At 59.1% G+C, this 26,147-nt stretch carries 27 protein-coding genes and 1 pseudogene; 9 read left to right on the forward strand and 19 right to left on the reverse strand.

What is annotated here, in order from left to right:
• Positions 1–38: 38 nt before the first annotated feature.
• The 3 genes from AC5ZGW_RS26515 to AC5ZGW_RS26525 form a co-directional block, all read right to left on the reverse strand.
• Positions 39–182 carry a hypothetical protein gene (locus tag AC5ZGW_RS26515; protein WP_165435117.1) on the reverse strand — a complete coding sequence of 48 codons (144 nt, stop codon included), beginning with the start codon at positions 180–182 and terminating at the stop codon, positions 39–41.
• A gap of 108 nt (positions 183–290) precedes the next feature.
• Entirely contained in the window at positions 291–644 is a 354-nt protein-coding gene (locus AC5ZGW_RS26520) for a hypothetical protein (RefSeq protein ID WP_474418946.1), read from the reverse strand.
• 1,342 nt (positions 645–1,986) lie between these two features.
• Positions 1,987–2,157 carry a hypothetical protein gene (locus AC5ZGW_RS26525; RefSeq protein WP_165435116.1) on the reverse strand — a complete coding sequence of 57 codons (171 nt, stop codon included), beginning with the start codon at positions 2,155–2,157 and terminating at the stop codon, positions 1,987–1,989.
• A 476-nt stretch (positions 2,158–2,633) separates the two neighbouring features.
• On the opposite strand from AC5ZGW_RS26525, the gene AC5ZGW_RS26530 reads away from it, so the two are divergent.
• On the forward strand, positions 2,634–3,221 hold the full coding sequence (locus AC5ZGW_RS26530) for a hypothetical protein (RefSeq protein WP_496113986.1): 588 nt from the start codon (positions 2,634–2,636) through the stop codon (positions 3,219–3,221).
• A 994-nt stretch (positions 3,222–4,215) separates the two neighbouring features.
• Here AC5ZGW_RS26530 and AC5ZGW_RS26535 read toward each other — a convergent pair.
• The 3 genes from AC5ZGW_RS26535 to AC5ZGW_RS26545 all read right to left on the reverse strand — a co-directional run bounded on the left by AC5ZGW_RS26535 (position 4,216) and on the right by AC5ZGW_RS26545 (position 6,646).
• Positions 4,216–5,310, reverse strand: a complete 1,095-nt coding sequence (locus AC5ZGW_RS26535; protein ID WP_130224875.1) for a DUF7482 domain-containing protein — start codon at positions 5,308–5,310, stop codon at positions 4,216–4,218.
• A gap of 61 nt (positions 5,311–5,371) precedes the next feature.
• The gene (locus AC5ZGW_RS26540; protein ID WP_130224873.1) at positions 5,372–5,989 is read right to left on the reverse strand and encodes a cytochrome P460 family protein; all 618 of its coding nucleotides are present in this window, start codon (positions 5,987–5,989) and stop codon (positions 5,372–5,374) included.
• A 9-nt stretch (positions 5,990–5,998) separates the two neighbouring features.
• Positions 5,999–6,646 carry a cytochrome P460 family protein gene (locus AC5ZGW_RS26545; RefSeq protein ID WP_130224871.1) on the reverse strand — a complete coding sequence of 216 codons (648 nt, stop codon included), beginning with the start codon at positions 6,644–6,646 and terminating at the stop codon, positions 5,999–6,001.
• Positions 6,647–7,618: 972 nt separating this feature from the next.
• Here AC5ZGW_RS26545 and AC5ZGW_RS26550 point away from each other — a divergent pair.
• The 4 genes from AC5ZGW_RS26550 (at position 7,619) to ccmB (ending at position 11,303) form a co-directional block, all read left to right on the forward strand.
• The gene (locus AC5ZGW_RS26550) at positions 7,619–8,140 is read left to right on the forward strand and encodes a hypothetical protein (protein ID WP_130224869.1); all 522 of its coding nucleotides are present in this window, start codon (positions 7,619–7,621) and stop codon (positions 8,138–8,140) included.
• 186 nt (positions 8,141–8,326) lie between these two features.
• A complete protein-coding gene (gene hemA / locus AC5ZGW_RS26555; RefSeq protein WP_130224867.1) occupies positions 8,327–9,583 on the forward strand; it encodes a 5-aminolevulinate synthase in 1,257 nt (418 codons plus the stop codon).
• Between the two features lie 294 nt (positions 9,584–9,877).
• Positions 9,878–10,504, forward strand: a complete 627-nt coding sequence (gene ccmA, locus AC5ZGW_RS26560) for a heme ABC exporter ATP-binding protein CcmA (RefSeq protein WP_130224865.1) — start codon at positions 9,878–9,880, stop codon at positions 10,502–10,504.
• A gap of 127 nt (positions 10,505–10,631) precedes the next feature.
• Positions 10,632–11,303, forward strand: coding sequence for a heme exporter protein CcmB (gene ccmB / locus AC5ZGW_RS26565; protein WP_130224863.1), 672 nt, complete (start codon positions 10,632–10,634; stop codon positions 11,301–11,303).
• Positions 11,304–11,477: 174 nt separating this feature from the next.
• Here the strand turns inward: ccmB and AC5ZGW_RS26570 are convergent, their stop codons facing one another.
• From AC5ZGW_RS26570 to AC5ZGW_RS26600, 7 genes are all read right to left on the reverse strand, one after another.
• The gene (locus tag AC5ZGW_RS26570; protein ID WP_130224861.1) at positions 11,478–11,960 is read right to left on the reverse strand and encodes a cytochrome c-type biogenesis protein; all 483 of its coding nucleotides are present in this window, start codon (positions 11,958–11,960) and stop codon (positions 11,478–11,480) included.
• The gene (locus AC5ZGW_RS26575; protein WP_130224859.1) at positions 11,957–13,954 is read right to left on the reverse strand and encodes a heme lyase CcmF/NrfE family subunit; all 1,998 of its coding nucleotides are present in this window, start codon (positions 13,952–13,954) and stop codon (positions 11,957–11,959) included. The genes AC5ZGW_RS26570 and AC5ZGW_RS26575 overlap by 4 nt, the downstream gene beginning before the upstream one ends.
• A gap of 42 nt (positions 13,955–13,996) precedes the next feature.
• On the reverse strand, positions 13,997–14,452 hold the full coding sequence (gene ccmE / locus AC5ZGW_RS26580) for a cytochrome c maturation protein CcmE (RefSeq protein WP_130224923.1): 456 nt from the start codon (positions 14,450–14,452) through the stop codon (positions 13,997–13,999).
• Positions 14,453–14,463: 11 nt separating this feature from the next.
• Complete coding sequence (gene ccmI / locus AC5ZGW_RS26585; RefSeq protein WP_245474610.1) at positions 14,464–15,345, reverse strand: c-type cytochrome biogenesis protein CcmI; 882 nt, start codon at positions 15,343–15,345, stop codon at positions 14,464–14,466.
• A gap of 214 nt (positions 15,346–15,559) precedes the next feature.
• Positions 15,560–16,183 (reverse strand): DsbE family thiol:disulfide interchange protein, encoded by a 624-nt coding sequence (locus AC5ZGW_RS26590; RefSeq protein WP_130224857.1) that lies wholly within the window; start codon positions 16,181–16,183, stop codon positions 15,560–15,562.
• Positions 16,180–16,329 (reverse strand): heme exporter protein CcmD, encoded by a 150-nt coding sequence (gene ccmD, locus AC5ZGW_RS26595; protein WP_130224855.1) that lies wholly within the window; start codon positions 16,327–16,329, stop codon positions 16,180–16,182. Before ccmD ends, AC5ZGW_RS26590 begins: the two co-directional genes overlap by 4 nt.
• A 7-nt stretch (positions 16,330–16,336) precedes the next feature.
• Entirely contained in the window at positions 16,337–17,110 is a 774-nt protein-coding gene (locus AC5ZGW_RS26600) for a heme ABC transporter permease (RefSeq protein ID WP_130224853.1), read from the reverse strand.
• Between the two features lie 684 nt (positions 17,111–17,794).
• Here AC5ZGW_RS26600 and AC5ZGW_RS26605 point away from each other — a divergent pair.
• Positions 17,795–18,450 (forward strand): annotated as a pseudogene (locus AC5ZGW_RS26605) (IS110 family transposase); the annotation flags it as partial.
• A 240-nt stretch (positions 18,451–18,690) separates the two neighbouring features.
• On the opposite strand, the gene AC5ZGW_RS26610 reads toward AC5ZGW_RS26605, so the two are convergent.
• Both AC5ZGW_RS26610 and AC5ZGW_RS26615 read right to left on the reverse strand, forming a co-directional pair.
• Positions 18,691–19,992 carry a DUF3095 domain-containing protein gene (locus tag AC5ZGW_RS26610; protein ID WP_245474609.1) on the reverse strand — a complete coding sequence of 434 codons (1,302 nt, stop codon included), beginning with the start codon at positions 19,990–19,992 and terminating at the stop codon, positions 18,691–18,693.
• A 949-nt stretch (positions 19,993–20,941) separates the two neighbouring features.
• Positions 20,942–21,451, reverse strand: a complete 510-nt coding sequence (locus AC5ZGW_RS26615; protein WP_245474608.1) for a sensor histidine kinase — start codon at positions 21,449–21,451, stop codon at positions 20,942–20,944.
• A gap of 569 nt (positions 21,452–22,020) precedes the next feature.
• On the opposite strand from AC5ZGW_RS26615, the gene AC5ZGW_RS26620 reads away from it, so the two are divergent.
• On the forward strand, positions 22,021–22,200 hold the full coding sequence (locus AC5ZGW_RS26620; RefSeq protein WP_496113987.1) for a helix-turn-helix domain-containing protein: 180 nt from the start codon (positions 22,021–22,023) through the stop codon (positions 22,198–22,200).
• A gap of 442 nt (positions 22,201–22,642) precedes the next feature.
• On the opposite strand, the gene AC5ZGW_RS26625 is transcribed toward AC5ZGW_RS26620, so the two are convergent.
• The 3 genes from AC5ZGW_RS26625 to AC5ZGW_RS26635 form a co-directional block, all read right to left on the reverse strand.
• On the reverse strand, positions 22,643–22,852 hold the full coding sequence (locus tag AC5ZGW_RS26625) for a hypothetical protein (RefSeq protein WP_130224849.1): 210 nt from the start codon (positions 22,850–22,852) through the stop codon (positions 22,643–22,645).
• Complete coding sequence (locus tag AC5ZGW_RS26630; RefSeq protein ID WP_130224919.1) at positions 22,849–23,040, reverse strand: hypothetical protein; 192 nt, start codon at positions 23,038–23,040, stop codon at positions 22,849–22,851. The genes AC5ZGW_RS26625 and AC5ZGW_RS26630 overlap by 4 nt, the downstream gene beginning before the upstream one ends.
• Positions 23,041–23,192: 152 nt before the next feature.
• A complete protein-coding gene (locus AC5ZGW_RS26635) occupies positions 23,193–23,390 on the reverse strand; it encodes a hypothetical protein (protein WP_130224847.1) in 198 nt (65 codons plus the stop codon).
• Positions 23,391–24,562: 1,172 nt separating this feature from the next.
• Here AC5ZGW_RS26635 and AC5ZGW_RS26640 point away from each other — a divergent pair.
• Positions 24,563–24,898: a hypothetical protein gene (locus AC5ZGW_RS26640; RefSeq protein ID WP_130224845.1), complete on the forward strand. Its 336-nt coding sequence runs from the start codon at positions 24,563–24,565 to the stop codon at positions 24,896–24,898.
• Between the two features lie 305 nt (positions 24,899–25,203).
• Here the strand turns inward: AC5ZGW_RS26640 and AC5ZGW_RS26645 are convergent, their stop codons facing one another.
• Positions 25,204–25,383, reverse strand: a complete 180-nt coding sequence (locus tag AC5ZGW_RS26645; RefSeq protein ID WP_130224844.1) for a hypothetical protein — start codon at positions 25,381–25,383, stop codon at positions 25,204–25,206.
• A 195-nt stretch (positions 25,384–25,578) separates the two neighbouring features.
• On the opposite strand from AC5ZGW_RS26645, the gene AC5ZGW_RS26650 reads away from it, so the two are divergent.
• Positions 25,579–26,112: a cytochrome b gene (locus tag AC5ZGW_RS26650; RefSeq protein WP_245474607.1), complete on the forward strand. Its 534-nt coding sequence runs from the start codon at positions 25,579–25,581 to the stop codon at positions 26,110–26,112.
• The last annotated feature ends 35 nt before the right edge of the window (positions 26,113–26,147 follow it).

Below are 26,147 nucleotides of genomic sequence, written 5' to 3' on the forward strand. Positions count from 1 at the left end.
TTTCCGCTGATCAAGCCGCGAGCCGCAGCTCGTCGTAATCAACGGCCTTCATTGCAGGCTCGCTTGATGCGCCGCAGCTCGGCCGCGATGCCATCAAGCACCGCGCGCTTCTGTTGCATGCGCTTCGACTGGTTATAGATGCCGGTGACCCGGCTGATCTTCTCGCCGTCATCCTTGGTCACGGCATGATCGAGGCACTTCGCGATAGCGGCGTCCGAGAGCGCGGATGCTCCTTGTCGAGCGGCGGCAGGTTGGCGCAAGGGCTCGCGGTCACATATTCGCGGCCCGCCTCAGCGGCCCAATTGAACAGGCCCGAGGCCGCGCGGCGCATGTGGCGGGCATTGGCGACCAACGCCTTGCTGCCGGGATACGATATCATCCGAGAGTGTGGCGATATCGCGCTTGGTGACCGTGCTCGCGGCCATCTTGCCGAGGCGCGGGCTGATAAACCGCCGCAGATCGCTCTCGACGTTGCTCCATGTTTCGATGCGGGGCCGCATCTCGCCATCGGCCTTGAGGACCGGCGCCTTCATCCATGCGACCCGCTCAGCGATGATCTCATCGACCGTCTTGCCTTGCGCGACCTTGTCGGCCTGTTTCTGCGAGAGCAGCGCGACAAGCTCGGCTGGGTCCATCGCCTTCATTGAGCCCATAAAGCCTGCCGCACGGGCATTTGTGGACTTCCTTCTCAGGGAGCTCCGTACCGCTTAGGACGGCTCCGGCATCGCCGCGACAGCACGGTATTCCCCGCAGCTATTGATACAATACCCCCGGCGAAATCTAAGGCTATCAAAACACGCACCCACAACCGTCCGCCCTCGCTGGAGGTTCTCCACTCGTTTCGGTGCCGTGTGCGGCCCGCACCCGACATGATGGAAGGCTCCATGGCTAAGGTACTAGTGCTCTACTACTCCTCTTATGACATGTCGAAAAGCCCGCACACGAAATCGCCGCGGGGGCGCGGGAGGCAGGGCGTCCGCCGACGTATAGCGCGTGCCTGAGCTTCTATCTTCGGGCCGCCAAGGCAGCCAACTACAAGCTCGATCAGACCGATCCAGTTCTGCGCATCGACGACCTTGCCGAGTACGACGCGATCGTCGTGGGCACAGGCGTGCTTTGCCGGCGTTCCGCGGAGCGGTCGGGTCCTCCGTCGGGGCGATTGTCATTGCTCGGCCAGGCAGCACGATCACCAGCGTGTGCAGCGTCAGACGTGTGAGGGTTTCGCCGTCCAGGAGGATGACGCCGACGCCTCGAACACAGTAGTGGATCGTGGAGGCGCGTTGGTGCGGGCGACCGCCAAGTGCGGGCTGCCGGTCAAATCGTTTTTGTAACAGCTTCGCAACGGGCGCTCGGCTTCGTCGATATTTTCAAGGCGCTCGGAAAGTGAAACTAACCGGCCCGGGCGGCCCGCGCGTTAGTCGGGGCTGTTCATCGTTAGAGCAACATAGCCAGGACCACGCACGCCGCGGCAATGCACATCGCCAGTACGAATATCACTATGACCATATCGCCGAGCATATCGCCTCGTTCGGGTTGGCAGCCGAACCGTGCAATGCTACCGCAGTGGGAGCTGCTGATCGCCCTGCGCTCGCGATCAGCCCATGCTCCCCCGCATGAAGCACCTGACGCCAACGAACGCGCCGTTCAGAAAGTAGGGCCAGACCATCGTGCGACCAACGCGGTTCGGTCCATCCACGACAGCGTCGTTTGGAACATCAACCCACCGCCATCAATGCGTACGCGATAGTGACCATCCTTGGTTTGCCAGTCGGCGTCATCAATGCTCCTCGCTCGCTGCCGTCGCTGCAGGGCCGCTAGCCGCTGTGCAAACTCTCATACCAACTGTTCAACTCAGGGCGCTGATAATCGTGGGGGCGTGACCGATTGTAGAAATCGGCATGACAGTGAATACAACTAACGCTGCATGCCAGATCCGATTGTTCATCTCACATCCAATCCCGGATTTTCTGTGCGCAGTCAGGAAATTCATTCATCCGCATCAACATGCGAAACTGTCTCAGCTCGCCGCTGGTAGTCGTCGGCAAGGGCCTTAAGCCGAGCCGCGATCGCTGAGTCGGTCATGGTTTTGGCGGCGCGGCGCAAAGTCTGTGCTGTCTCTAAATATTTCTTGCCTCGTGGTGAGATCTGGACTGTCATAAAGCCCTCGCGCGGTTTTCGGGCGAATGGTCGAAGGCGGTTTGAAGCCAGCTCACCCAATTGCGGTCGCTTTCCCTGCGAGTTCTGAAGCGATCGACGCACTTCTTGGAACAAAGCGGGGTTCGCCACGAGTAGTGCCGGACGAGACCAAACTTGCCATCACAAACGGCGCATCGCGCAGCACTTCCAGATCTAAGATTATCGGAGCAGTGGGGCATCGTAGTCTCCTCTATCGTCGCTGTTCGTCGATCGTCGTTTTCTACCGTCGCACTGCATGGACCTGTGGCTTTTCCTACGCGTGCAGCCTAGGACGATCGCGGTCAGCCGCTCAATTGATCGTAGGTAATGTGCGGGCCATCCAAAGGGGCCGGGAAATGCTACGAAGGTATAGCGAGCGCGCCCCTAAAGCCAACCACTTGCGCAGCGGGCCGTTCGCGACCGAATTGGCCAGCGGCAAAGTCCGGGCGCGGTCCGCTATGCTGCCGAACGCGGAAGTTCATGGCTTTGGAGCTACGTTAGAGATCGCCTTCACGCTCACGCTGCAACCGGAGTATCCTACCGCGACGCAACAGGAGCGAACACGAACTGAGAGCTCGCGACCGTGTCAGAAAACTCGCGACCGTCAGCGCACGTCGGCACTGGCACTGCACCTCGATTGCAGCCGCGTGTACATTGGCAAGCTCGAAGCTGAAGGCGTGATCCAGTGGCGGAGTGCGAGCGTCCCGCTCGACCAGAGCCGCGTTACGCACCCTCGATACTTACGACCCGAGCGGCTGCAATTGTCGCGCACGCGAGCCGACGCTGATCATGTCAAGGTCAAGACTGAGATGCGGCAGTTGCTCCTGCTGGAGAAGAAGCGCGAACTGGTGCGCCGGACCAATGTCGATGCACTGATCGACGAGGTCGCTGGCACCGTGCTGATGCATCTGAGCGCGCGTTGCAGTCGCGACATGTTGGGAAGGCGCAACATCGATGCGGTGGTGACGCAGATCAGGCGCGAGATCAGTGAGGCGCGCAGCCAGGCGGCCGACGCACCCAACGAGCCGCTGCTGGATGAGCAATGACTGCGTGATTGTTTTGACGGCCCGGCGGCTTGGTCAAATCTTTCGGCTTTGCTCGCTCTTGCTGTGCGAGCGCGGCGTGCGATCTGGCGCGGAATTGCTACGGACGTGACGGCACAAAAAGAAAGGCCGCCTGCGTTGCCACAAGCGGCCCAAGTCTAGGGAGGAAACGCCCAAGGAGGGCAGCGGTAGCGAGTCGGGGGAGCTGAGGGTTGCTACCGGATGACCTATCTAAGATGATCGCGATCAGCGGCTCAATTGAACGTAGGTAAACGTGAGGCATCTAAAGGGGCTCGGATACGATACGAAGGTTTAGTGACGCGCGACTTGGGACCTTGGCGAGGGACGATTCCGCACGGTTGGTGCGATCCGCGACTTGCAATCAAGGATGCGGATCTCGATGCACTGAAGAAGATATGATGACGATGCCAACGTGGACGTGGCGAAGGGGCTAAAGATGCTGAGGACGCGGGTTTTCGTATGGTGACCGTGACAAATGCGCCTCCAGCCCCCGGCGGGAAGATGCCGCTCGAGAACGCCAACCTCGACAAGTATTTCGAGCGGCAGTTCAGTACCGAGGCACGCGCCTACAAGCCGGCACGGGTCGTCCTTCACATTGGTTGCCCAGGAGTTCGACGTGCCCCCGCAAGACTGCTGTCTGGCGGCGACATATGTTTGGGACCGATCGGCGCGGAGCGCGGGCATGGCGAGCGGCCTTCCCACGCGGCCGGGCCAGGCCATCCCGCCCATCGAAGGCCTAGCGCAACCGATCCGGGTAGGCCCCGATCTGCCCGCTCTCGCACGGAAAATGATTGACTCGTTTCAGCCCGCCCCCACAGGGGCGCCTGAGACATAGCACTGCATCAAAAAAACCGCGCACGACGCTGGCGGAATGCGCTTGATTGCAGCTGCGAACGGATTGCTGGGCTTGTAGGGACGACCAACAACTCACGAAGCTACCGCGTCGCACTAATTTGACGTCTCGTTCGTCGAGGAATCACTCGTTCGTGAAACCCACGACTGGGCAGTTCACCAGATGTCCGATCGTTTTAACCGGACCTCCGACAGGGCTTACCAACAAGCCAGCTTCGCTCTTTGCTGCAATGTCGTTACCGTCAGTAATCAGCTTCCGTTGATTGCTCTCAACAGCCTCTTTGGTCCACTCGGCCAGCTGAACATCCCACATCGGTGAATATCCGGCACTGATCTCCTTGAAATTCGCAAGGATATCGAGTGCAGGGCCTTCGCCACTGAGCGCGCTGTTAAGCCCTTGGCGCTCAGGATCCTTCGGTCCGGTCCTACCATTTACGATTGTGTAGATAATCTCCGTCGCGCCGCTTTGCAGGATGTCGCTTTCGGCGGGCGCAAAGGTAGATGCCTCGAGCGCTGCGGATTCCTCGGAGTTGGCGTCGAAGCTGAGGTACCGCAGATGCTTGCCGTCCGCAAATCCGAAGCGCAGCTTCAAGTCGACGGTGCCCTTGTCAGGGCAGATGTTTGCCACCGAGTCGGTCACAAGCGAGTAATCGGGATTGCCGCCGCAGAACGAGATTTTCTCTGGTCCGACGTTGAAGGCGATCATGGGGGCGTTAAAAACAATGTCATTACGGTTTGCCCCCCGGACCAGCGGACTGTAGTGCGCATCCCCAACAGACCCGGCCCGCGCCAACCTAGGCGGGAAGAAGTTTGGCGTCTCTCCGGCCGTCAACGTTTGAACTGGTGAGAAATCAACCCTCCCCGATTTGAAGGTGAAGTTATTGGACGCATCCATTTCCGCAACCCGCGTGCTCGCGAGATCTTTTGCTTGACTGAGGCTCGGCGCCCATGTGAGGCCCATTTTCTTGGAAGTGGCGAAATCGCTTACGTCGGTGAGAACGAACCAGACTGTCTCTCCGGAGGAAAGGCGACCGCGATGAAGCGGCAATCTTACCACTTCTCTTGCAAGATCGACTTGGCCCGAGGTGAGAAACAGCTTCGTGATTCTCCTTTCGGTCGATTCATCCGCCGCCGAACTCCCCTCACTTGCGAGAAAAGACACAAGAAGAACCATCATCGGTCCGTAAACGCATTTACCAAGAGGTTTGCTGAATTTCATAATCGCTCCGATCACTGGCTTTCATAGCCGGCCTTGGCCGGACGACCATTTTTTGGCGCACCTACTTCTTCAGTCCGGGATAACCGGAGACATAGATCCAATCCGTCGCCTTGGCTGGAATGTGGCAGCCCAGACAATCAGCACGAAAATCCTTCGAGGTGGTCTTGACCTTATTGTCAGCATCAAACCAGGACCAGCCCCAGCCGTTACCCCACAGCTTGTTGTCAGGGTGGCTGTTCTTGCTGTCCTTCACCATCATGAACCAACCCTTGAGACGATCTACATGACTGACCGTGCCCGTGGTCATTACTGCAGTCGCTGTGCTCTGGACCTCTTTTACTAAGACCGATCCATCAGGGAACTGACCCGTGGCGCGATAAGCCTCCGCAGCTCCCGGTGAGGCGTAGACGGTGTGCATCTCTTTCGCACCCTTCTCATCGCCTGCCACAGACCAACTTCCCAGGTATTCATAGTTGATGCGGTAATTGTCCGGTATGTGCATGTTGCCGGCCGCATCGACGAGCTGGGCCTGCGCAGAGCCGGCCTGAGCCTGCGCAGAGCCGGCCTGAGCCTGCGCAGAGCCGGCCTGACTGCCCGCCGGCAGCGAGACCAGGCATCCAATGCCCGTTGCGATTATGGACGCCGACAAAGCCGCCATCGTTGGCTTGAGAATCTTCATCGCAGGCTCCTACTTTTTTATAGTCTTGTTTTCGGCGGGCGGCACCGGCACCTGGTCGAGTAACGCGTAGAACTGCGTCCATACGTCATCGCGTTTAGCACTAGCGATATGACAATACGCGCATTCCTCCAGTGGCCTGACCTTGGCGGTGGCGGCCTTCGGCTCGAAGTGGTTGAAGTTGTAGTAACCCCAGCCATTTGTCTCGGGGTACCGTTTGGTGTCTTTGACGGTTACATCGGCGCCGTTAAAGGGCCCCGGAAAGAACCCGCGCCCAGAGGGCTCTTGCCTCGAGCCGTCCGCACGATCGGCGGGCAGCATAAGTTGTAGCTCCTTTACGAAGATGGTTCCTTCGGGGAAGACGCCCGTCTTCTTATAGATTTCATAGGAACCCGGCTCGATGTATACGTTATGGAACTCTGGGAAGTTTGCTTTCCCATTGTTCAATATGTTTGGCGTCAGGGGCGAGCCGACATAAACCCATTCATGGAAGTTTTTCGGTAGCACGAGAGCACCATCACTCGTGTATTCCGGAAGATAGCGCCCAGTCGCATGCCAGTCGTCCGGTGGAGGAAGCTTTGGTTGTTGCGCGAATACCGCCGTTGTGATCGCGCCGACAGCAAGAACGCTGGAAAGCAATAGTGCCACGGTGTGCTTCATGATTTTTCTCCAGTCAAACCGCGATTCGCTCGCGTCGGCGATGAGAGTGACTTCCTCCGCCCAGCAAGGCGAAATTTAACCCAAGGCCCTGCGTCGCGAAAATCGAATGTGGTCATCGAATCGATGCACGTTGGGAATGCGGATCGCGGGCAGTTTATCGTTCGAGACACGATACTCCCTTGGCCAACTCACCTTGCTGCCTCGTAAGGCGGTGGCAATCGTGAATGTTGCAGCTCGATGAGGCGATCTCTGCGCTTAACGTCGAGAGCGTGTAGCTAGTCCAGCACTCACTAGCAGTCTGCTGAAAAACCTCGCCGTAGCGAGAATTTGCTGATTCACTTTTTTATCATGAATTGGTGGAGGCTCGTATGCGGGGCACATTTGTGGATCAGGGCCGGCTGTTGTCGTACATCTCGCCGAGACGTTGGTGCCGCCGAACCGTCCGCCGAGAAGAGTCGAACGCTTGTCCGTGATGTGCTGGCGAGCTGAACCGTAACTTTGATACGCTCTATTCGACCGAAGGATGCCCCTCGATCTCTCCGGAGCAATTGCTGTGCAGGCGTTCTACGGCATGCGGTCGAAAGACAGCTGATCTAGCAATTGGACTGCAATCGCTTGTACTGCTGGTTCGTGGGGCTGTCGCCGGACGATCCGGTCTGGGACCCGCCCCGCTTCACGAAGAACCGTGAGCGGCCGCAGAAACACAACGTGTTTACGAAGCTCATAAACAAGAACCATCCTCGGATCGTGTCGCTATTGTCGGACGAGCATTTTGGACAGGACGTTGATTGAAGCCTGGGCTTCACGGAAGAGCTTCCGCCCCAAGGACGGCAGCGATGACAGCGACGGCGCGAGCTTTCATGGCCAGGAGTGCAAGAACGACACGCATGCGCGGACTAGTAATCCCGACGGTCGCCCTCGCGAAGCCCGCCGGGGTGGGAGGCAAAGCTCTCCCACATCGGCCACGCCACCATGAAGAACCGGCATACTCACTCTCGCCAACGGCACCGCCGAGCGTCGTGCCTCGGAACGGATGCTGAAAATCAAGGCCAAGGTCACCGTATCACTGCCGGTGAGGACAAAGCCTATCATACGGCCTATCATGTGGCCAATCTTCGCGCCTTCACCGTCGCGCCGTACGTGACGCAGAACAACGGCATCACCAAAACTGGCAAGAGCCGCTGGAGCGCCGTCGACGGGCGGACCACGCGCCACCAAGGCTATGGCACGCCGCAATCACGCCGGGCGATGATCGAATGCATCTTCGATTGGGGCAAGCAGCATGGCACAATGCGCAAAACAAAACATGGCGTCATCTGTCGCGCCACAAGCGCAGCCCCGCATGTGCTTGCGACCGAACGCAAGGCACAAGGTAGCGGACTGCATTCTTGTCATGGAGGTGGCTGGATCGCGCTACTTGCCTTTGCAAGTTCACACCAGAGATCGCATTTAGCCGACGCGCATGGCAATAATCAGGGGGCATACAAACAATAACTTGTGCGAGACGAGAGGGCCTGAAAGATAATGAGCCATGGACAACCGGGGCTTCAGCTTTAGGACCTGGCAAAGATGGCAGATCACGTTATAGGGGCGGAATTGCTGGCGAGACCTCAAACTCGCGCTCGTGCTGGCGAAGCATGTCCGTGCTTGAGCGCGATGTCGGGGCAAGGAGCGCCAGCCATGCACTTGCCCGCAAGGGTCGCGTCCAGGCCGGGCGACACGAAGGGCGCGCACCAAGCCTACGAGCGTCACTTCCGCAGGGCTCTCGATCGCTTGCACGATGAGCGGCGCTACCGTGTTTTCACGGATGTCGAGCGCATTTCTGGCCGCTTCCCGGTCGCCAAGTGGCGCCGGCCCGACGGGATGACCACCGAGATCACGGTCTGGTGCTCCAATGACTATCTCGGCATGGGGCAGCGCCCAGAGGTCGTGGCCGCGATGATCGAGACTGCCCGGTGCTGCGGCGTCGGCGCGGGCGGCACGCGCAACATCGCGGGAAATAACTCGGCACTGGTGGACCTTGAGCGCGAGCTCGCCGACTTGCACGGCAAGGAGGCGAGCCTCGTCTTCACCTCGGGCTACATCTCGAACCAGGCCGGCATCTCGACGATCGCCAAGCTGATCCCGGACTGCTTGATCCTTTCCGACGCCTTCAACCACAACTCGATAATCGAAGGCATCCGTCAATCGGGCTGCGAGAAGCGGATCTTCCGCCACAACGATCACGGCCATCTTGAGGCGTTGCTACAGGAGGCGGGCGACCGCCCTAAGCTCATCGTGTTCGAGTCCGTCTACTCCATGGACGGCGACGTGGCACCTATCGGCAGGATCTGTGACCTTGCGGATCAGTACGGCGCGATGACTTACCTCGACGAGGTCCACGCGGTCGGCCTTTACGGCCCCCGCGGCGGCGGGATCAGCGAGCGCGACGGGGTGATGCACCGCGTAGATGTAATCGAGGGCACCCTCGCCAAAGGCTTCGGCTGCATCGGGGGCTACATCGCGGCCTCGCCGACAATCTGCGATGCGGTACGCAGCTTCGCCTCGGGCTTCATCTTCACCACAGCCCTGCCGCCTGCGGTTGCCGCCGCTGCCCTCACTTCCGTGCGCTACCTCAAGCACTCGAATGCCGAGCGCGAGGCACATCAGCGACAGGCGGCTGCAACAAAGGCCGCGCTCAAGGCCGCCGGTCTGCCGGTGCTCGCCACCGACACTCACATCGTGCCGGTGATGGTCGGTGATGCAGAGCGGTGCAAGGCGGCTGCCGATCACCTGCTTGAGCACCACGCCATCTACATCCAGCCGATCAACTACCCTACTGTCCCACGCGGCACCGAGCGTTTGCGCATCACGCCCTCGCCGCTCCACGGAGCGGCACACATAGCCAAGCTAACGGCAGCGCTCGTCGAGACCTGGGATACCCTGGCTTTGGATTGAGCCGTGTCCCTGGGCGAGTTGGGTTCTCGACAGCGGGTGCTCGGCCACACGCGAACAGGGCGCTCCGATGGTTCGGCCAAGAGGCGAGCCTGGGCCGAGCCACCGAAGTTCCGCCATCGACGGGGTCGGAGTCATCGGCCCAAACGTGGCGTCACGTCTGGCACCCGTGCCGCTAAGTCGGATCTCTCACGCGATGTGATGCCAACCTGGGCTCGCGCCGCCGCGAGCGAGAAGCAAGCAGGGGAGCGTTCTAAAAACGCGAACGGCGCGGGGCATAGCTGACTGAAAGCGAAGATGAGCCACACACAATCCTGCCATCTCCAAGTCGCGGACCTCTGGGTCGTGCGCGGTGGGCGCACCGTACTCCGTGGCGTATCGTTACGGCTGGACGCCGGACAGCTCGGCGAAGTAACGGGCTCAAATGGCGTGGGCAAATCAACCCTGCTGCGTGTGATCGCCGGCTTCTTACCTCCGGCGTCCGGCTGCGCGTCATTGAACGAGTGGGGGGCCAAGGATCTGGCGCCTCTCGCAGAGCGCGTCCACTACGTGGGTCACCTCGACGGGTTGAAGTCCGCGCTGACCGCTCGCGAAAACATCCAATTCGGTCTGACCCTTTCTGGGCAGGCCCGGCTGCCCCCTCGGGAGGCGCTCGACCGCGTCGAGCTCGCGCACGTTGTCGACCTGCCGGTCGGCTATCTTTCGGCAGGTCAGCGCCGCCGCGTCGCGTTGGCCCGACTCCTGGCCGCTGACCGCCCTCTATGGCTGCTCGATGAGCCATTGACCGCACTAGACCGAGCCGCACGTGTCATGCTGATGGGTATTGTGGCCAATCATCTCGGACGCGGCGGCTTAGTGCTTGCCGCGACCCACGAACCACTCGGTCTGCCAGGGGCCCTCGAACTGAGGCTTGAGGCGCAATGAGAGCAGTGCCGCGGCGCCCTGCCCGCCTGCTTCGCTTCCATACGCCCCGGAGCGAGAAACAAGGCCTGGCCGATCCTTTTCCTCAAGGGAGACGGTCACACCGCTATGGCGGCGGCGGATGGAGGCCATGACAGATACTCTTCTAGCCGTTTTTTACCGCGATCTCGTGCTATCGCGCCGCATCGGCGGCGGAGGGTCTCTCGCGATAATCTTCTTCCTCGGTCTCGTCACGATCGTGCCCTTCGCGATCGGACCCGACTTGAACCTGCTATCGCGAATCGGTCCGGCCATCCTGTGGCTCGGAGCATTCCTGGCGACTCTGCTAGGCCTTGACCGGTTGTTCCAAGCCGACCACGAGGATGGTTCGCTAGACCAGATGCTTCTGTCACCGGCACCTCTAGAACTCGTTGTCCTGGTAAAGTGCCTAGCTCACTGGTGCGCCACAGGGCTGCCGCTGGTGATCCTCTCTCCTCTGTTCGGCCTGATGTTGGCCCTGGATGGCCCGGCGCTCGGGGGAGTGACCGTGAGCCTGCTAGTAGGCACACCAGCTCTAACTTTTCTGGGCGCGATCGGGGCAGCTCTTACCGTCACGTTGCGACGCGGCGGCCTTCTGCTCTCGATTCTTGTCGTACCGCTGGCGGTGCCAGTGATGATCTTTAGCGTCTCGGCGGCCTCGGCGGCGGCGAGTGGGACGGTGTCATTCCTAACGCCCTTTCTGATCCTCTGCGCGCTTAGTCTCGCGTCCTTTGCGCTCGCGCCGATCGCTGCAGCCGCCGCGCTTCGCGGGGCGGCGGAATAAAGGAAGCAAGCGGTGGAAATAAGTTCGTTCCGAAGCGGATCACGTCAGTGAAACGGCTCCAATCTGTGGCGCGGTATGACTAACGCCGCCGTTCGAGTCGACGCTTGAAGGGAAGAGGTGAAATGCCTCGGCACGTGCATATCGCAAGATAAAACGATCCGACTAATCCCAAAATCACTCTGAAGGAATATCGGCGTTCAATACCAACGCGAGCCGGTCGCACTCGGCTTGGCTCAGCGGATCAGGCGGCGGGAACCGCCTGCGGCGGCGCAGTCCGAGAAGAAGCGGGATCGCGCCTGCCACAAACAGGAGGGCCGGCGTGCCCCAGAGTAGGGCGGTTTCCGAGTCGAATGGCGGTTTCAACAGGATGAAATTTCCATAGCGCCGCACCAGGAAATCGCGCACCTGCGCGTCGCTGTCGCCCGCCTTCAGACGTTCGCGAACCAGTAGCCGGAGATCCCGCGCAAGCTCAGCGCTCGAATCGTCGATCGACTGGTTCTGACAGACAAGACAGCGCAGCCCAACGGAAATTCCCCGCGCGCGCGCTTCGAGCTTTGAATCGGCGAGGACCTCGTCGGGCTGGACCGCGCTCGCCAGACCGGGCGCGAGCCCCGCGAACACGACCAAAAGAATGAGAAAGCGACGGAGCGCGGTCATTCTGCGGGCTGCGGCGCTACAGGATCGCCAGAGAGGCGGCCGCGAATGGCACGACGCGCAAAGCCGATCCTGAGACGCCGATCGGACAACGACACAATTCCTCCGATCGCCATCACGATCGCGCCAATCCAGATTAACGTAACGAGCGGCTTCCAGAACATGCGGGCATCGATCGAACCATCCGGGTGCTGGTCCCCGAGCGAGATATAGACCTGCCCAAAACCTAGGGTCACGATGCCCGCTTCCATTATCGTAGTCTGGCGCACCGGAAACGTGCGCTTGGCCGGTTCAATCGTCGTTACCGTCGACCCACCCTGGCTGATAATCGCACGGACCCCTATTTCGGAATAGTTGGGGCCCTGTCGCTCCTCAAGCTTGACTATGGTGGCTTGATAGAGTCCGAGATCGACCGTCTGCCCCGGCTTGACCGCCGCAATCTGTTCCACGCCCCAACCGGTTGCGGCGAGCCCCAACAGTGTCACGCCGAGCCCCGCGTGGGCGATAGCCGTGCCCCAAGCCGAACGCGGAAGCCCAGTCGCGCGGGCCAAAGTCACCCGCCAGGCCTGCCCTTTGGCCCAGATCCGCGACACTAGTTCGCTGGACGATCCAAGGATCAGATAGACCGCCAAGCCCACACCTATCGGAGCGAGGATCGGGCCGCCACGCAGGGCCGCCACCAGAACTAGTGAAAGGGCCACGCCCGCCGCCGCCGCAACCATCACCCGTTGCGCTGCGCCGAGAAAGTCGCCGCGCTTCCAAGAAAGCGACTGGCCGATCGGCATTAATAGCAGGATGGGAAGGACCAACGGGGCGAAGGTCAGATTGAAAAAAGGCGCACCGACCGAAATCTTGTCGCCGGTCAAGGTCTCAAGTACCAGAGGGTAAAGGGTACCGGTGAGGACGATACCGCAACAGATGGTCAGCATCAGGTTGTTGATCACGAGCGCGCCTTCCCGAGACACAGGCGCGAACAGGCCGCCGGGTCGCAAGGCCGGAGCGCGCCAAACGAAGAGAACGAGCGACCCGCCGATAAAGAGGATAAGGATCGCCAGGATGAAGAGGCCGCGTGATGGGTCGCTGGCGAAGGAGTGCACCGAGGTAAGCACGCCCGAGCGGACCAGGAACGTGCCGAGCAGCGAAAGCGAGAAGGTGAGAATCGCGAGGAAGATGGTCCAGATCTTGAGCGCGTCTCGCTTTTCCATGACGGCCGCAGAATGCAGCAGCGCCGTGCCCGCGAGCCAGGGCATCAACGAGGCATTCTCCACCGGATCCCAGAACCAGAATCCACCCCAGCCCAGGGTGTAATAGGCCCAGTAAGAACCCATCGCGATGCCGAGCGTCAGGAAACTCCAGGCGATCAGCGCCCATGGTCTAATGTATCGGGCCCAGGCGGCATCGACGCGGCCGCTAATCAGCGCCGCCGCCGCGAAGGAGAACACAATCGAGAAGCCGACATAGCCGAGATAGAGCAGCGGCGGATGTATCGCGAGGCCAGGGTCCTGAAGCAACGGATTGAGGTCTTGCCCCTCGAAGGGTGCGGGAAATCGGCGCGCGAAGGGGTCGGATGTGAGCAGAATGAACAGTAGGAAGGCAAACGCAATCCAACCCTGGACCGCCAGCGTATTGGCCCGCAGTTCATCTGCCATGCCGCGGCTAAAGCTCGCCACCGCGGCTCCGAAGATCGCCAGGATTAAGACCCAGAGCAGCATAGATCCTTCATGATTGCCCCAGACGCCCGCGATCTTGTAGACGAGCGGCTTGGTGGTATGCGAATTCTCAACGACCGTTACGAGACTGAAGTCGGACACCACATGAGCGTAGGTCAGCGCCGCAAAGGCGTAGGCCACCAGCGCAAATTGGGTAATCGCGGAAGGCACCGCCATCGAGGCGAGCCCGAGATCGCCGCGGCGAGTACCCCAGATCGGCAGAACCGACTGCAGCAGTGTGACCGCTAAAGCTAGGGCGAGCGCATAATGTCCCGTTTCGACGATCACCCTGTCACTCCTGGACGCTGATATGAACCATAAACGGCAACTCTATTGTGTCTGCGCGGACTGCTCGCCGTCACGCCAAATACCCTGCCGTTTGAGCCTGTCGGCCACGTCCTTGGGCATGTAGCGCTCGTCATGTTTGGCGAGCACAGTGTCGGCATGGAAGAGGCTTAGACCTTCTACCGTGCCCTCGGCCACGACACCCTGCCCTTCCCGGAAGAGATCGGGTAGCAATCCTGTGTAGATGACCTTGATGTGCTTCTTAAGGTCGGTCACCGCGAACGTGACGGTCGACGGGCCCTCATGTATCAGTGAGCCCTGCTCCACCAGCCCGCCGATCCGCAGCCGCGTTCCCAACGGCGGCGCTTTCTCGGCCATTTCGGTCGGCCCGTAGAAGAAGACGATGCTGTCGCGTAGCGCAAAGAGTACGAGACTCATCGCGATCGCCAAAGTTATGCCAGCCGCGCCGATGAGGAGAAGGCGCCTTTTCTTTCTTGCCAAAATTTGTCCTTTCAGCCCGAGCTGTTTGACGAACCCATCAACGCGTGCCAACGCTTCATGTTGTCCGAATGCCTAACCCGCGCATTTGCCACGGCCTCTTCGACCTTCTCTTGCTTACACGCGACCGCGTAGGCCCTGATCAATTGCAGCCACCCGTCGAGATCGTGATCGTTCTTCGCGGGCTTCCCAGCGAGTCCCTCCACCATCGCACTGGTCACCTCCACCCTCTGCTCTGGAGGCGGCGCCGCAACGCCGGTACTGTCTAAGCCGGACCGCGCGGCCTCCACGCCCGGCTGCGGCGCTCCGGCAATAACAGCCAAATGCGGATGCACAGCATCCATCCACGGCGCGTCGGATAGCGAATCCGCTCGTAGCGCCTGCCAGAGTTGCCTTGCTTTTTCTGTGCTGCCGTCTTGCTCGACCACGAGCGCCTGGAAGCCGTGTCCGTCGTTGAGGTCGGCCGCGTGATGCGCCCCGATCTTGGGGATTATAGCCGTGGGGTTGAACTCTGCACCCGTCCGGCGTGATGCTGGCATGTCAAGTTGGTTAGGCGCGCCCACCCTAAGATAAACCGCCAGAGCGATAAACGGCAGCACCACAACAACCGTCAGAAGGGCGCAGATGCGCCTCGGTCGCACCGATGCATGCGGCCGATCCTTCCGCACGGAGTCGACGGAGGCGAGCAGCCGGCGCGCAATTTCGGCTCGCGCCGCCGCGGCATCCTCAGCCGCGACTAAGCCTCGGCGGACATCATCATCCGTTTCAACCAATAGGCTTCGATAGAAAGCGATGTCAGAAGCGCGCGGGTTACGCTCTTCCTGCCGCGCCGAGAGCGGCCGGAGCAGCGCCAGCGAGACCGCGGCCGTCATCATTGCGAAGGCAAGCCAAAGCATGTCTCAAGGTCCTCTACCGCCGACTTCCGCGAACGCGTGACCTTGCAAAAGATGGTACGCTCGCCATTCTCTACGACCAAAATGCTCCTGTAGTGCAGTTCCTTCGAGCCGATCGATCGCCTGCCTGTGGCGCAGGCCAGTGACGCCGCGCGTACGGACAAGATCAGACTTGTTAGACCTGTTGTATATGGATCGAGACTTGGCAAAGTAGCCGTCATGGCCGTTGCGCGCTTGCGATTGCTGCCATCAAAGCGGGACGCGTCGCGTCGGAGATGCCGCCCACCAGCTTGTAGGCGATGGTCCCATTTCCTTTGACTACGTAGGTCTCGGGGACGCCATAGACGCCGAAATCAATACCGGTCCTGCCGGACGGGTCAATGCCGACCTGTGCGAACGGAGTCCCCTTGGCATTGAGATAGCTCCGCGCACTCCCTGGATCGTCCTTGTAGATGATGCCAGTAAGCTTTACCCCATGCTGCCGCAGCGCCGGTTCACGCGACAAGGCCATGAGTGCCTCGTGCTCGTTATGACATTCGACACACCAGGACGCGAACACGTTCACAAGCGTCACATGCCCTGCCTTCAGGTCGGCGCTCGACAGGCCGGGCGGCCCGGGTGTGGCGAGCCCTTCAAGCGGCGCCAACGCGAATTGCGGCACTGGCCTGCCGATCAGGGCCGAAGGCACGAGTGACGGGTTGTCGACGCCAAGCCGCACCGCGAGCAGTGCGGCAATTCCCAGGAAAACCAGACTCGGGACCGCCGCCACAATGCGGACCAAGCGGTGCCGAGTGGCCGCGATATCGGGTGAGAGGAATTTCGAGGGAGGAGTGTCGTTCATGAGCGATTGCCGAGACGGCCTGGTGCAAGGCGGGCCAGCGCATGCAGCTGAAGCCGATAGTCTAAGAGGATTGCCGCGATCGTCCCGATCAGGATCGTGCCCGTCACCAGATAAGCTGCCACGATGAACCCGCCATGCTGAGCCATCGCACCCTCAGGAAACAGTTTCGACCGATTGCAGTCGGGCCCCAGCGGATTCGCCAACGGCCGCCAGCATGATCGCGAGCCGCTGAGCGCGGCGCCGCATGATTTCGTTGCGGATCGCCATAACGTGGAGCGTCGCGAATAGAAGCGTGTATGCAAGCGACATGACGAGCAGTGGCCATAGCATCGGGCCGGCGATCGTCGAGCCTTCAATCCGGAATACAGAGGCTGGCTGGTGGAGGGTATTCCACCAGTCGACCGAAAATTTGACGATAGGAATATTGATGAACCCGACCAGCGTCATGATCGATGCGGCCCGCGCGGCCCTGCTGGTGTCCTCGATTGTCTGCCAGAGTCCGATCAGACCGAGATAGATCAGGAAAAGGACCAGCACGGAAGTAAGCCGGGCGTCCCACACCCAGTACGTGCCCCACATCGGCTTGCCCCAGAGGGAGCCGGTGACGAGGCAAGTAAAAGTGAAGGCGGCACCGAGCGGCCCGGCAGCCTTCTGCGCCGCATTCGCAAGCGGATGGCGCCAAACCAACGAGCCGACCGCCGAGATCGCCATCAGCGTATAGGCCAGCATCGCCACCCAGGCGGCCGGAACGTGAATGTACATGATGCGCACCATCTCGCCCTGCTGGTAGTCGGGTGGTGCCGTGAACGCACCGAAGAGGCCGAGCGCAAAGGCTAACGCCGTCAACCCCCACAGCCACGGCAGCAGCTTCGCGGCAACGTGCAGAAAATTGGTGGGATTGGCGTAGGCGATGAAACTGACCTTCAAGTTCCCGATCTCCTGAAATCGACAGCCTCGGATGTATGGGTCGAGAGCTCTTTCTAGATTGGTTGCAAACGGCTAGTGCCCAATAAAGTCGGTGGCGCGCCTATCGCGTGATACAATGCATCCGTAGCAGCTTCGCCAATTACAATCGGTTATCGTTTCGATGCCGTTGGCGCATCTGAATGGAACACTTTGCCACGTATCAGCGCAGTCGAATGGCCTGACCGGCTTAACCGGTTTTGACGTCTGCGAATCACGGGGGTTGAGCGCGAGAGAGATTAGTGTCGATGCCAGAGATTGAACCGAGCACGACCTCGAAGCTGACCATCCACCTGAAACTTTTGCCCGGATGGACTAGACGTGTTTCGAGCGAAGCAGCGACTTTGCTCCGACGATCTTTCCCTTATCCCCACGATCCGACGCGGGTCGACTTCGTCTTCCAACAGCGACTCGATCATGGCGGTCGGGCTCTAGGAGCTGTTGGGCAACCACATCGACGCGCGCCAGGCTTTCCGGCGATATCCGAAGCCGTCATCCGTCATCCCGTCTTGGATGTGCAGCGTTCGCACGACGGTGTCGTTCGGCATGCAAATTTGGGAACTATGACGTAACTGCGATCGACGATTCTGAACTAAGGTCATCCTATTATCGTCGAGCTCTCGCGATCAACCGATTCGCAGCGCTACCATGAGGCGGTACGTCGGGCTCGACGTCTCGCAAAAGGACGCTTCAGTATGTGGGATCGACTATAGCGGGGGCGGGTAACGTTCGAAAGCAAAGCTAAATCCGAGCCGGGGCATTGACTGAACTGCTTCCCAAGCGTGGCACCAAATGCCGAACGTATCGGGTTTGAGACCGGCGCAATGGCGAGCTGGCTTTCGCACGAACTGCGACGCGTCGACGTTCCAGTTGTCGATGCTCGCCACGCACATGCCGTACTCGCAAATCGCCTGAGAAACAGCGATCAGAATGACGCTAGGGGACTGGCCGAGTTGACGTCGGCTGGTACCGGGAAGTGAAGTCAAGAGCGAAGAGATTCAACGGACCCGTGCTATTCTAGTGGTTCGACCTCGGTCGGTCGGGATCCGAGGAGATATCGAAAACCAAGTTCGCAGCATCATTGGAGAGTACGGCCTGCTGTTCTCGATAGCTTTCGGTTTCCAGTTTCGGAAACAGATTATCGAGTTACAAATAACGATCATCAGCTGCATTCGGTAGTTAATCCCGTTCTTCTGGTCCACGACCAAGTCCGTCAGTAGCAAGGAAGGTTTGATGAGGAAGTTCGCCGACCGTCCAAATCGGATGAAACCGGACGGCGCCTCATGACGGTCCCTGGCGTAGGGTCGCGCAAACTGGCGAACTCCGCCCGACATCCCGCTGTTGTTGCGATTATTGGTCCGTCAACCAGACGAACACCAACCCTATATTCTTGTTTGGTGTCGGACGCGTATCACCGGCATTCGCAGCAACACGCAGTTAATCTGGGGGATGCTCCCGAATTGTCGTCGCTCGAGAACGGCGAGCAGCGCGACAGCGCGGCCGTCTCCACCCCCGCATCGACAATGACGCGATCCTTTCCGATCTCAATCACGGTGCGGCCGCTCGCCGGCGTCGATGCTCCTATTCGCTCTATAGTGACCATTCGTGCCGCGCGGCAGCCTCACCCGCCTTTTTTTGGCGGCAGCCGCGGCATAGCCGCCGTCGGCCCCATCAACGAAGTGGACGTGATCGGACTGAATGTTTGAAGGAACGTAACAGGTGAGATGTGCGCTTTTCTGACGATGTGTACCCGCCAAACAAACGCCAGAACGCTCGGCGAAAATCAGTCGAGCTTCGATAGCCTCTGCGATTTCCGGCGAACAATCCACCGTCATTTTCAGTCCATCATCGAACTTCCTGAAGTCCGTATTCTGCCACATCTCCCGTCGATACTTGGAGGGTTCGAAGCGGCCAATGCGAATACCTGCCGCAAGAACGATTCGCGTCTTGATTGCTCGTAATGCATCTGCCGCGGCAGTCAGGAGGTTCGCGTGTGGGGAGTCCCTGCTAAGCAGTCTCTGGATCTCGCCTCCGAGCCAGCTGGGTAGCGGACCGCCCTCCGGCAACGGATGTCCCGACCGGCGCGACGAAAATTCAATCAGGGTCAAAACGTCTGCCACCAGCGCCCTATACGACGCCTGATCTTCGAGCGGTAAGGCAATAATAGACAGGATGACCCCCTGCTCGGTAGGGATTGGACCGAACCCGCAATAGAGCCCTGATAGATTAGGCTTGGCATCCAACGGTGCGCGATGTATCGCGAATTCTCCTTTCTTTAGCTGCGTTTCCGCCCAGGCAACGCCACCCCCGGTGAACATGGCATACGAGACATTCTCGGATGCGGCATATCGCGCGACACGGACATCGTGACCGGCCGCGCGGATCTCCGAAACGGGAACGATCGTGACTCGAAGCACAAGACCGAGAGAATCTTCGGCCCAAGCCGCAGTTCGCGCCAATTCATACCGCACGTCATCGAGATACTTACCCGGAAGGGCTACGGTCGCTCCGTCGCCGCCGAAAACATAAGGAAAGCCGAGTCTAGGTAACGCGTTAGTTATCGCGACCAGCACCGCAGCAGCTACGGTGTTGACTGCCTTGTATCGACCGATCTCTATCGCCCGAGTCGATTGGACAACATCGGCTACCCCGATGAACCAGTCGTCCGGCAGAGGAAGATAGCGATCGAAATTCGTCAGTTGCTCGAAGTTGGCGAATGGCTTCAGGTCGGCGTAGAAGTCCTCTGTATTCGTGCTTGCGGAAGCAAGTTCTTGAGCAATCTTGCTCATCAAGCCGTCTTGGGGCGATGTCATTTGCTGGTTCTCTTTGTCGTTTTTCTCACTCATTCCACTATTCCGATACATGCGCGTGACATGACATAGTCCTTGTCCGATGCAAGATTGATGTGTTGAGTAACTCGCGACCCTTCGTTGGCAGTCGAAAGATATTGATGTCGGCTGCGCTGCGCGATATAATCACCACTTCAGCCAGCAATACCTGCGATATCTTCACTACGTGCATCTTTCCACGTTCCCACCATGCGCATTCCGACGACGGCGTTTCGCCGAAGCAATGCCGACTCCATGGACCATTTCTATTTCTGCGGCGCCTTAAGTAAAGTTATTGAAACTATAGAGGATCGCGATAGCTTGGAGTTGCGCCGCGAAGCTGCACCGCCGAGCCATTCACGACGCGCAAGGCGCGGAAAGACGAATTGCCTCTTGTAGGTCGTCTTCGCCCGGCTCTCTTCCATGTGACAGGTCGCTTGTGCTCAATGTCGTTGGGAGAGGGCAAAGTCTGGAGCGATGAAGATGAGCTAATCTCTTCTAAACGTCCGATACTTACACCTCGCGAGGTGAAGCGGATAAATGCCTTGCGACAACGGCTTTGCGGAACGGGCGATCGAGATGATCGGAGTTGATTGATCGCCTGGCGATCCGCTTTTCCGCGGGGCTCGCTCCGCGTACTGCACGATGCCATCGTTGTCATCGATGATAACGACCGAGGTTACTCGGCCGATGAATCGAGGGGCTGCGCACCCGAGAACTCTAGTGAACCCAGCTGCCGCTCCCACCTAGCCTCAGGCGACGCTTATACATTGGAGGCGAACCGATTATGCTCGGGGTCCGCACTTGAGGTGAGTACACTCATAATCGCCGTGATTGGATTGGTTCATTTCGACTGAACTATCCTGAACGGCAGACGGTGACGTTGTTCGCAACTGGGACGCCAAAGCTGCCTGCTTCGTAAGCAAGTTGAAATGCTGTAACCCGCCCTGAGCGCTCCTGGTCTTCCTCATAGCGGCAGCGCTAACCGGATAGTCAGGCCGCAATCCTCATTCGTTTCTGCCGAGATCCGTCCACGATGAGCCTCTATAATGCGCCGGCTTATGAGTAGGCCTGAACTCATTCCAGAATCCCTTGTGGTGAAGAATGGATCGAACACGTGATTCATATCGTTTGTGTTTATTCCGGAGCCAACACCGCAATGTCGAAATGTCGCTAACATTTCGACTTCATCAGCACGGCACGATATTTCCAGCCTTCGCGGCCGGCCGTACACATCCTTCATCTCATCGATGCCGTTTCGCAGCAGGTTGAAAACAACCTGCTGTAGCTGCAAGCGATCTCCCCTCAACTCCGGCAACCCTTCATCGATGTCGGCACGCACGGAAATGGATGACTTCTCGAGCTCGTCACGAAACATGCCTAATACTTCCAAAATGACGCCGTCGATCCTGATGAAGCTGAGGCTCGCCTGAGCCACCGTTGGCCAGCACTTCCAATCCACACTCGATCGCAACATAGCGCGTTCCTTTGTCTACAGACCTGGTTAGCAGCCTCGACCGCCTTCGATATCTCCATTCGACATCTTGACAGCCAACAGCTGTGGGCCTCCGCGCTGGTTATCAGCGCAGTCCGTGGTTGATTCACCTCGTGCACGATCAAACCGGCAAGCTCGCCCAAAGCCGCCAGCCGCGAAGCGGTCGAACGCTCAGGCGGAGTTGCGTCAAACACCCTTTCGGCGGCCTTCCTTTCTGTAAATAGCACAGCCCCGGCTAACGCTCGTGACCGCTGAAGAACTATCCCGAAGCGCGCTTTCGCAAGTCCTTCTTGGCTTCTCGCCTCGAGAAGAGCCAAGGTCGCGTTTTGCTCTTCCTTACCTCTTTCGCCCTGAACACTTATCGACATCGCCAACTCGGTCTCGCTGGTTTTGCGGAACACATCATTGCTGAAGATGAGTCACGAGAAGCTTCCGGGTGATCGGGCGATCTCGTCGGACTTTTCGTTGAGAGCAAACTGTCTCGCATCCAGGATGTCACCATCCCAGAGTGCAAGCACATGCTGAAATGAAGATTGGGAATGCTACCGATAATGACTGGTTATCGGGTGGTAATTCGGATGAAGCCTGCAGCAGCCGATATGCTCGCCGCCAAGACATCCTCAGTTGAGCAGATCGCATGGGTGATCGGTTATAGAAGCTGCAGCAGCTTTCTCCGTGCCTTTCGCCAAGTACATGGATGCGTCCCGGCGAAATCCGAGGGTGATGGATAGAACTTCGATTGAAGATACGGCGAGCTGGCTCGCAGCCGCAGCAGGCAAGGCCTGCCGGCATGCGATCGCGTCTGAATCAAGGCCCATGATAAACGGTTATCGGATAGATAGTCACAGGGCATTTCCCTTTACCCGGCGGCGAGGGCTGCGAAGTTGATGAGCTGGACGCCTCGCTGAACCCGGACAACGGCCACAACGGCAGCCCGGACCGATGCAGACCAAGTGCATAGTAGGTCCGCCGCGCCCCTGATAGCGGCGCAATAGCAGACCTCTCCAGAAGTCCGAGTTGGGCCATGACTGGACATCTCGCCGGTCACAACGTGCCACCCCTAGCGGTTCCGAATAATCGGCACCACATTTTGCACGTTGTGACATGATGGCCTGAAATCGCAGCCATTGTGATTAAGCGATTTCAAAGCACCCGTGGAAGCGGCTTTCCTCCCTAAGCTCCCGTGCCATCCTGTTTGCCAATCACGCAGTGCCATGCCGCTAGGCGCTCGGCGGGATGCTGCTTCATCCACTCGGCGAGCTGCGGCGCGCCCATCAGGCAGGACTGCATCGAGACGTCAGCGAAGTCCGAGGTGGTGACGGTCTGCTCGTGGCAATTTTCCGGAGAGGAGAGACTGCAGAGCAAGGCGATGATCTTGATCACGACAGGAGAACCCCGTCGCTACGATGGGCAATGGGGCCGCTGACCTTATGACTTATCGGTGCGTTGTCCTGCTGCTTGCTGGCTGGATCAGCCGGCGGAAAGATGCTGTCATATATCGCGCGGGCTTCTCCAACTAGACGGGCCCGCTCTCGCTCAGACTTTCGGACAAATCGAACAACTTCGCCGATATTCGCTCCAAACATTAGTTAGAGAACATGCCCGCTATTAGATGATGATAATCATTCCACCTTGAATTAGTATCTCAGCCCCAACTTTGAAGCTCTGCAGGCGGTAACGACGGAATAAAAAGCTCGTGACTGGCCGCGCTGGGGCCATAACTTCATGATCGTGCGCGGATGATCTTGATGGCCTTGGCCACCGTGCGCGGATTCAGGCCTAGCGCGTGGATCACTTCCTTCTTTGTGCAGCCGAGATTGCACTCGAGGTAGCCGCGCACACGCTCGACGTTGAATGCTTCCAGATCCTTGGAGCCGGGGCGCAGGTTCAGCGCTTCAATGGTGCAGAATTCGAGAGGCATGCGTCTTTCTCGCGAGCTGACACCACTTCAAAACGTGACATGCTAGCGGCCAAGGCCTTGAGCTGACCCGCAATCGCTGAGTCGCTCATGGTTTTGGCGGCACGGAGCAAACTCTTTGCTGTTTCTAAATATTCCTTGTCTCCTTGTGAGATCTGGACCGTCATAAAGCCCTCGCGCGGTTCTCGGGCGGCTGGTCGAAGGTGATTTGGAGCCGGCTCACCCAATTGCGATCACTTTGCCTGCGGGTTCTGAAGCGATCGACGCACTTCTCGGGGTTCGCCACGCGTAGTGCCGGACGAGACCAAACTTGCCATCACACACTGCGCATCGCGCGGCACTGCCAGATCTAAGGTTATCGGAGCAATGGGGCATCGTAGTCTCCTGTTGGTACTATCGTCGCCGTTCGTCGATCATCCTTTTCCACCGTGGCACTGCATGGGCCTGTCCGCTTTTCCTACGCGTGCAGCCTAGGACGAGCGCGGTCAGCCGCTCAATTGTACGTGGGTAATGCGCCGGCCATCCAAAGGGGCCAGGGAATAGTACGAAGGTGTTGGGAGCGCGCCCCTCAAGCCGACCGCTTCCGCAACGGGTCATGAGCGCCGTTTTTGGCGGCCAAGCCGTCACTTCCGGTCTACGCTGAACAGCAGACGTAGTGACCGGCTGTTGTCAGATCTCTGAAGGGCCAAGAGGCGACGTAACGCGTCCGGGTCAGCTCGGATCGAGTGGCGAGTCGGGGGACTTGGCTTCGTGCCGCCACCAGACCTGAGTGTGCAAGAACAGCTTGGTCGTTACCCATACAGTTCCGGATCTTCTGAAATTTTCTCTGTAGGCATCTTGCCCTATCTGCAAAATGGCGATGTCTTTCCCTCTCTTACCTCGGTCCGGCATCCGGTCGGCGACATGGCGCACGACAAATCCGTTGTAGGAGCGGCGTCATGGTCAAGGACGGCGGCGCGTTGGCACGCGCAACCTCGATTGGTCCAAGGGCGGCAACGGGTTTAAAAGTTTCTGCAGATACGGCTGGTGGCATAACCTCGCTACGGCATCACGCGGCTCGGTGGCAATAACGATCATCTATCGACTCTATGGCGAGAGATGATTTCCCTCGTCGGCGTTGCAAGGTCATTCTCGTTGGGTGATGGGAGTCATCTTTTACACGAACAGGAGCTACCATGAAGATTGAAGTCCGCAGCCTTGCGATTGCGCTCGCAATTGCCGTTCCTATCGCAGTTACCACCACGGCCAAATCGTCTGCTGCGCCGATCAATGGCACGTCGATCAAGGCGGCAATAGCCGCCGTAAAGACGGACGTGCGCTATCGGGTGCGGCGGGATCGGGGCACACGCGGAGTGCAACGCACGCCGAATGATTATCCCTACCCTTCGTACTTGGACTATCCCACCTATAATTCGTACTGGCGCTATCCGACCTATAATTCATATTGGCGCTATCCGACCTATTACTACCCCGACTTCTCTTACGGCTGGGGTGACTACAATCGGTGGTGACGTCAAAGCTTGGCAGCGTGCGGCTCCCTCGAGCCGCCGATCGCCAACATGTATTTGAGAGATTTTAGCGTTCCTCGGTGCGCACGTCGCCCTTGGTCACGAGCGGTAAAGTTCAGATTGATCGCGATCTGTCCGCTTGGCCATTAGAAACTGACATCTACGCCTTTAGTACGCGCCCCAGTCACAAAGCTCAGTATCAGCCCACTACACGACTGAACAGGCAATCCAATGCCCGTCCTGAAGAACAGCCAGCATGAGCTGCTCGCTTATCCCGGCTACAACTGTGCAAGAAGATGGCGCCGCCGTCACGGAAAACCCGGACGGCTGGGTTTCGAGCGATCTTTCAGGTCGGGCCGCTGCGCCGTCCGGCTCGATGACAAGTTCTCTGCGAACTTTTCTGCGAAGATGGATGAAGGCGAGCGGAACACCATTGCAAGCGAATTGAAGCTGCTGCCCACAATCTCCGCGGCCACTGCGATGATCATCTCCTCTTGCAGTCCGGGTTGAAGAGTGCCGGACGCTCGGACACCGATGGTGTACGCTTGGGCGATGGGTTTGTCATAATTTAAAGTTGGGCGCCGGGGAGACCATCAGCCAGCTTACCAAGCATTCAAATCTCTGGCGACGCGCCGCCACTGTTCATCAACCGCTGCGGCGGGCTCAAGATCGGAGTAATCGCTTTGCGCAGCACTTCCTCTCGCTACGGCGCCGGTGCCCAGGCCTTCCATTGGCTGACCGTCATGCTGGTTCTCGCCGCTTATGTGGTGAGCAAGGGCGACCCCGATTCGCTCTATTCCGCCGGCGCGGACGGGCTCCGCCGGATTCACGAGACGCTTGGGGTGCTCGTGTTCATTGTCGTCGTGCTGCGGCTGCTATGGCGGCTGATCGACAGCACGCCCATGAAGCAGCCGATGCCGCGATGGATGGCTGCGGCCGCAAAACTCGTCCAGTTCGCGCTTTATGCGCTCCTCACCGCGATTCCAATAACGGCGGTGCTTGGTACCTGGCTCTTGGGGATTCCCGTCACCCTTCCCGGATTCGACATAGCTCCCCAGATCGCGAAGGCGCATCGACTAGGGCAGCTGATCATGGAACTACACACCACCCTCGGCAACGCCATCCTCTGGGTTGCCGGCGTGCATGCAGCCGCGGCTCTCTTCCACCACTTCTATCTGCGCGACGAAGTATTTCAGTCGATGTCTCCGGGCGGATGAATGATTAGTCGTACTGAGTCAGACGGTCGCAGTCA

This window comes from Bradyrhizobium sp. Crot121 (genome assembly GCF_059512385.1).

What these genes read in the sequence shown, in the direction of transcription:
- AC5ZGW_RS26520 (WP_474418946.1), bottom strand. Translation starts at nt 644, where the DNA reads ATGAAGGCGATGGACCCAGCCGAGCTTGTCGCGCTGCTCTCGCAGAAA.
- AC5ZGW_RS26525 (WP_165435116.1), bottom strand. Translation starts at nt 2,157, where the DNA reads ATGACAGTCCAGATCTCACCACGAGGCAAGAAATATTTAGAGACAGCA.
- AC5ZGW_RS26530 (WP_496113986.1), top strand. Translation starts at nt 2,634, where the DNA reads ATGCTGCCGAACGCGGAAGTTCATGGCTTTGGAGCTACGTTAGAGATC.
- AC5ZGW_RS26535 (WP_130224875.1), bottom strand. Translation starts at nt 5,310, where the DNA reads ATGAAATTCAGCAAACCTCTTGGTAAATGCGTTTACGGACCGATGATG.
- AC5ZGW_RS26540 (WP_130224873.1), bottom strand. Translation starts at nt 5,989, where the DNA reads ATGAAGATTCTCAAGCCAACGATGGCGGCTTTGTCGGCGTCCATAATC.
- AC5ZGW_RS26545 (WP_130224871.1), bottom strand. Translation starts at nt 6,646, where the DNA reads ATGAAGCACACCGTGGCACTATTGCTTTCCAGCGTTCTTGCTGTCGGC.
- AC5ZGW_RS26550 (WP_130224869.1), top strand. Translation starts at nt 7,619, where the DNA reads ATGAAGAACCGGCATACTCACTCTCGCCAACGGCACCGCCGAGCGTCG.
- hemA (WP_130224867.1), top strand. Translation starts at nt 8,327, where the DNA reads ATGCACTTGCCCGCAAGGGTCGCGTCCAGGCCGGGCGACACGAAGGGC.
- ccmA (WP_130224865.1), top strand. Translation starts at nt 9,878, where the DNA reads ATGAGCCACACACAATCCTGCCATCTCCAAGTCGCGGACCTCTGGGTC.
- ccmB (WP_130224863.1), top strand. Translation starts at nt 10,632, where the DNA reads ATGACAGATACTCTTCTAGCCGTTTTTTACCGCGATCTCGTGCTATCG.
- AC5ZGW_RS26570 (WP_130224861.1), bottom strand. Translation starts at nt 11,960, where the DNA reads ATGACCGCGCTCCGTCGCTTTCTCATTCTTTTGGTCGTGTTCGCGGGG.
- ccmI (WP_245474610.1), bottom strand. Translation starts at nt 15,345, where the DNA reads ATGCTTTGGCTTGCCTTCGCAATGATGACGGCCGCGGTCTCGCTGGCG.
- AC5ZGW_RS26590 (WP_130224857.1), bottom strand. Translation starts at nt 16,183, where the DNA reads ATGAACGACACTCCTCCCTCGAAATTCCTCTCACCCGATATCGCGGCC.
- ccmD (WP_130224855.1), bottom strand. Translation starts at nt 16,329, where the DNA reads ATGGCTCAGCATGGCGGGTTCATCGTGGCAGCTTATCTGGTGACGGGC.
- AC5ZGW_RS26610 (WP_245474609.1), bottom strand. Translation starts at nt 19,992, where the DNA reads ATGAGTGAGAAAAACGACAAAGAGAACCAGCAAATGACATCGCCCCAA.
- AC5ZGW_RS26615 (WP_245474608.1), bottom strand. Translation starts at nt 21,451, where the DNA reads ATGTTGCGATCGAGTGTGGATTGGAAGTGCTGGCCAACGGTGGCTCAG.
- AC5ZGW_RS26620 (WP_496113987.1), top strand. Translation starts at nt 22,021, where the DNA reads ATGACTGGTTATCGGGTGGTAATTCGGATGAAGCCTGCAGCAGCCGAT.
- AC5ZGW_RS26635 (WP_130224847.1), bottom strand. Translation starts at nt 23,390, where the DNA reads ATGCCTCTCGAATTCTGCACCATTGAAGCGCTGAACCTGCGCCCCGGC.
- AC5ZGW_RS26640 (WP_130224845.1), top strand. Translation starts at nt 24,563, where the DNA reads ATGAAGATTGAAGTCCGCAGCCTTGCGATTGCGCTCGCAATTGCCGTT.
- AC5ZGW_RS26645 (WP_130224844.1), bottom strand. Translation starts at nt 25,383, where the DNA reads ATGATCATCGCAGTGGCCGCGGAGATTGTGGGCAGCAGCTTCAATTCG.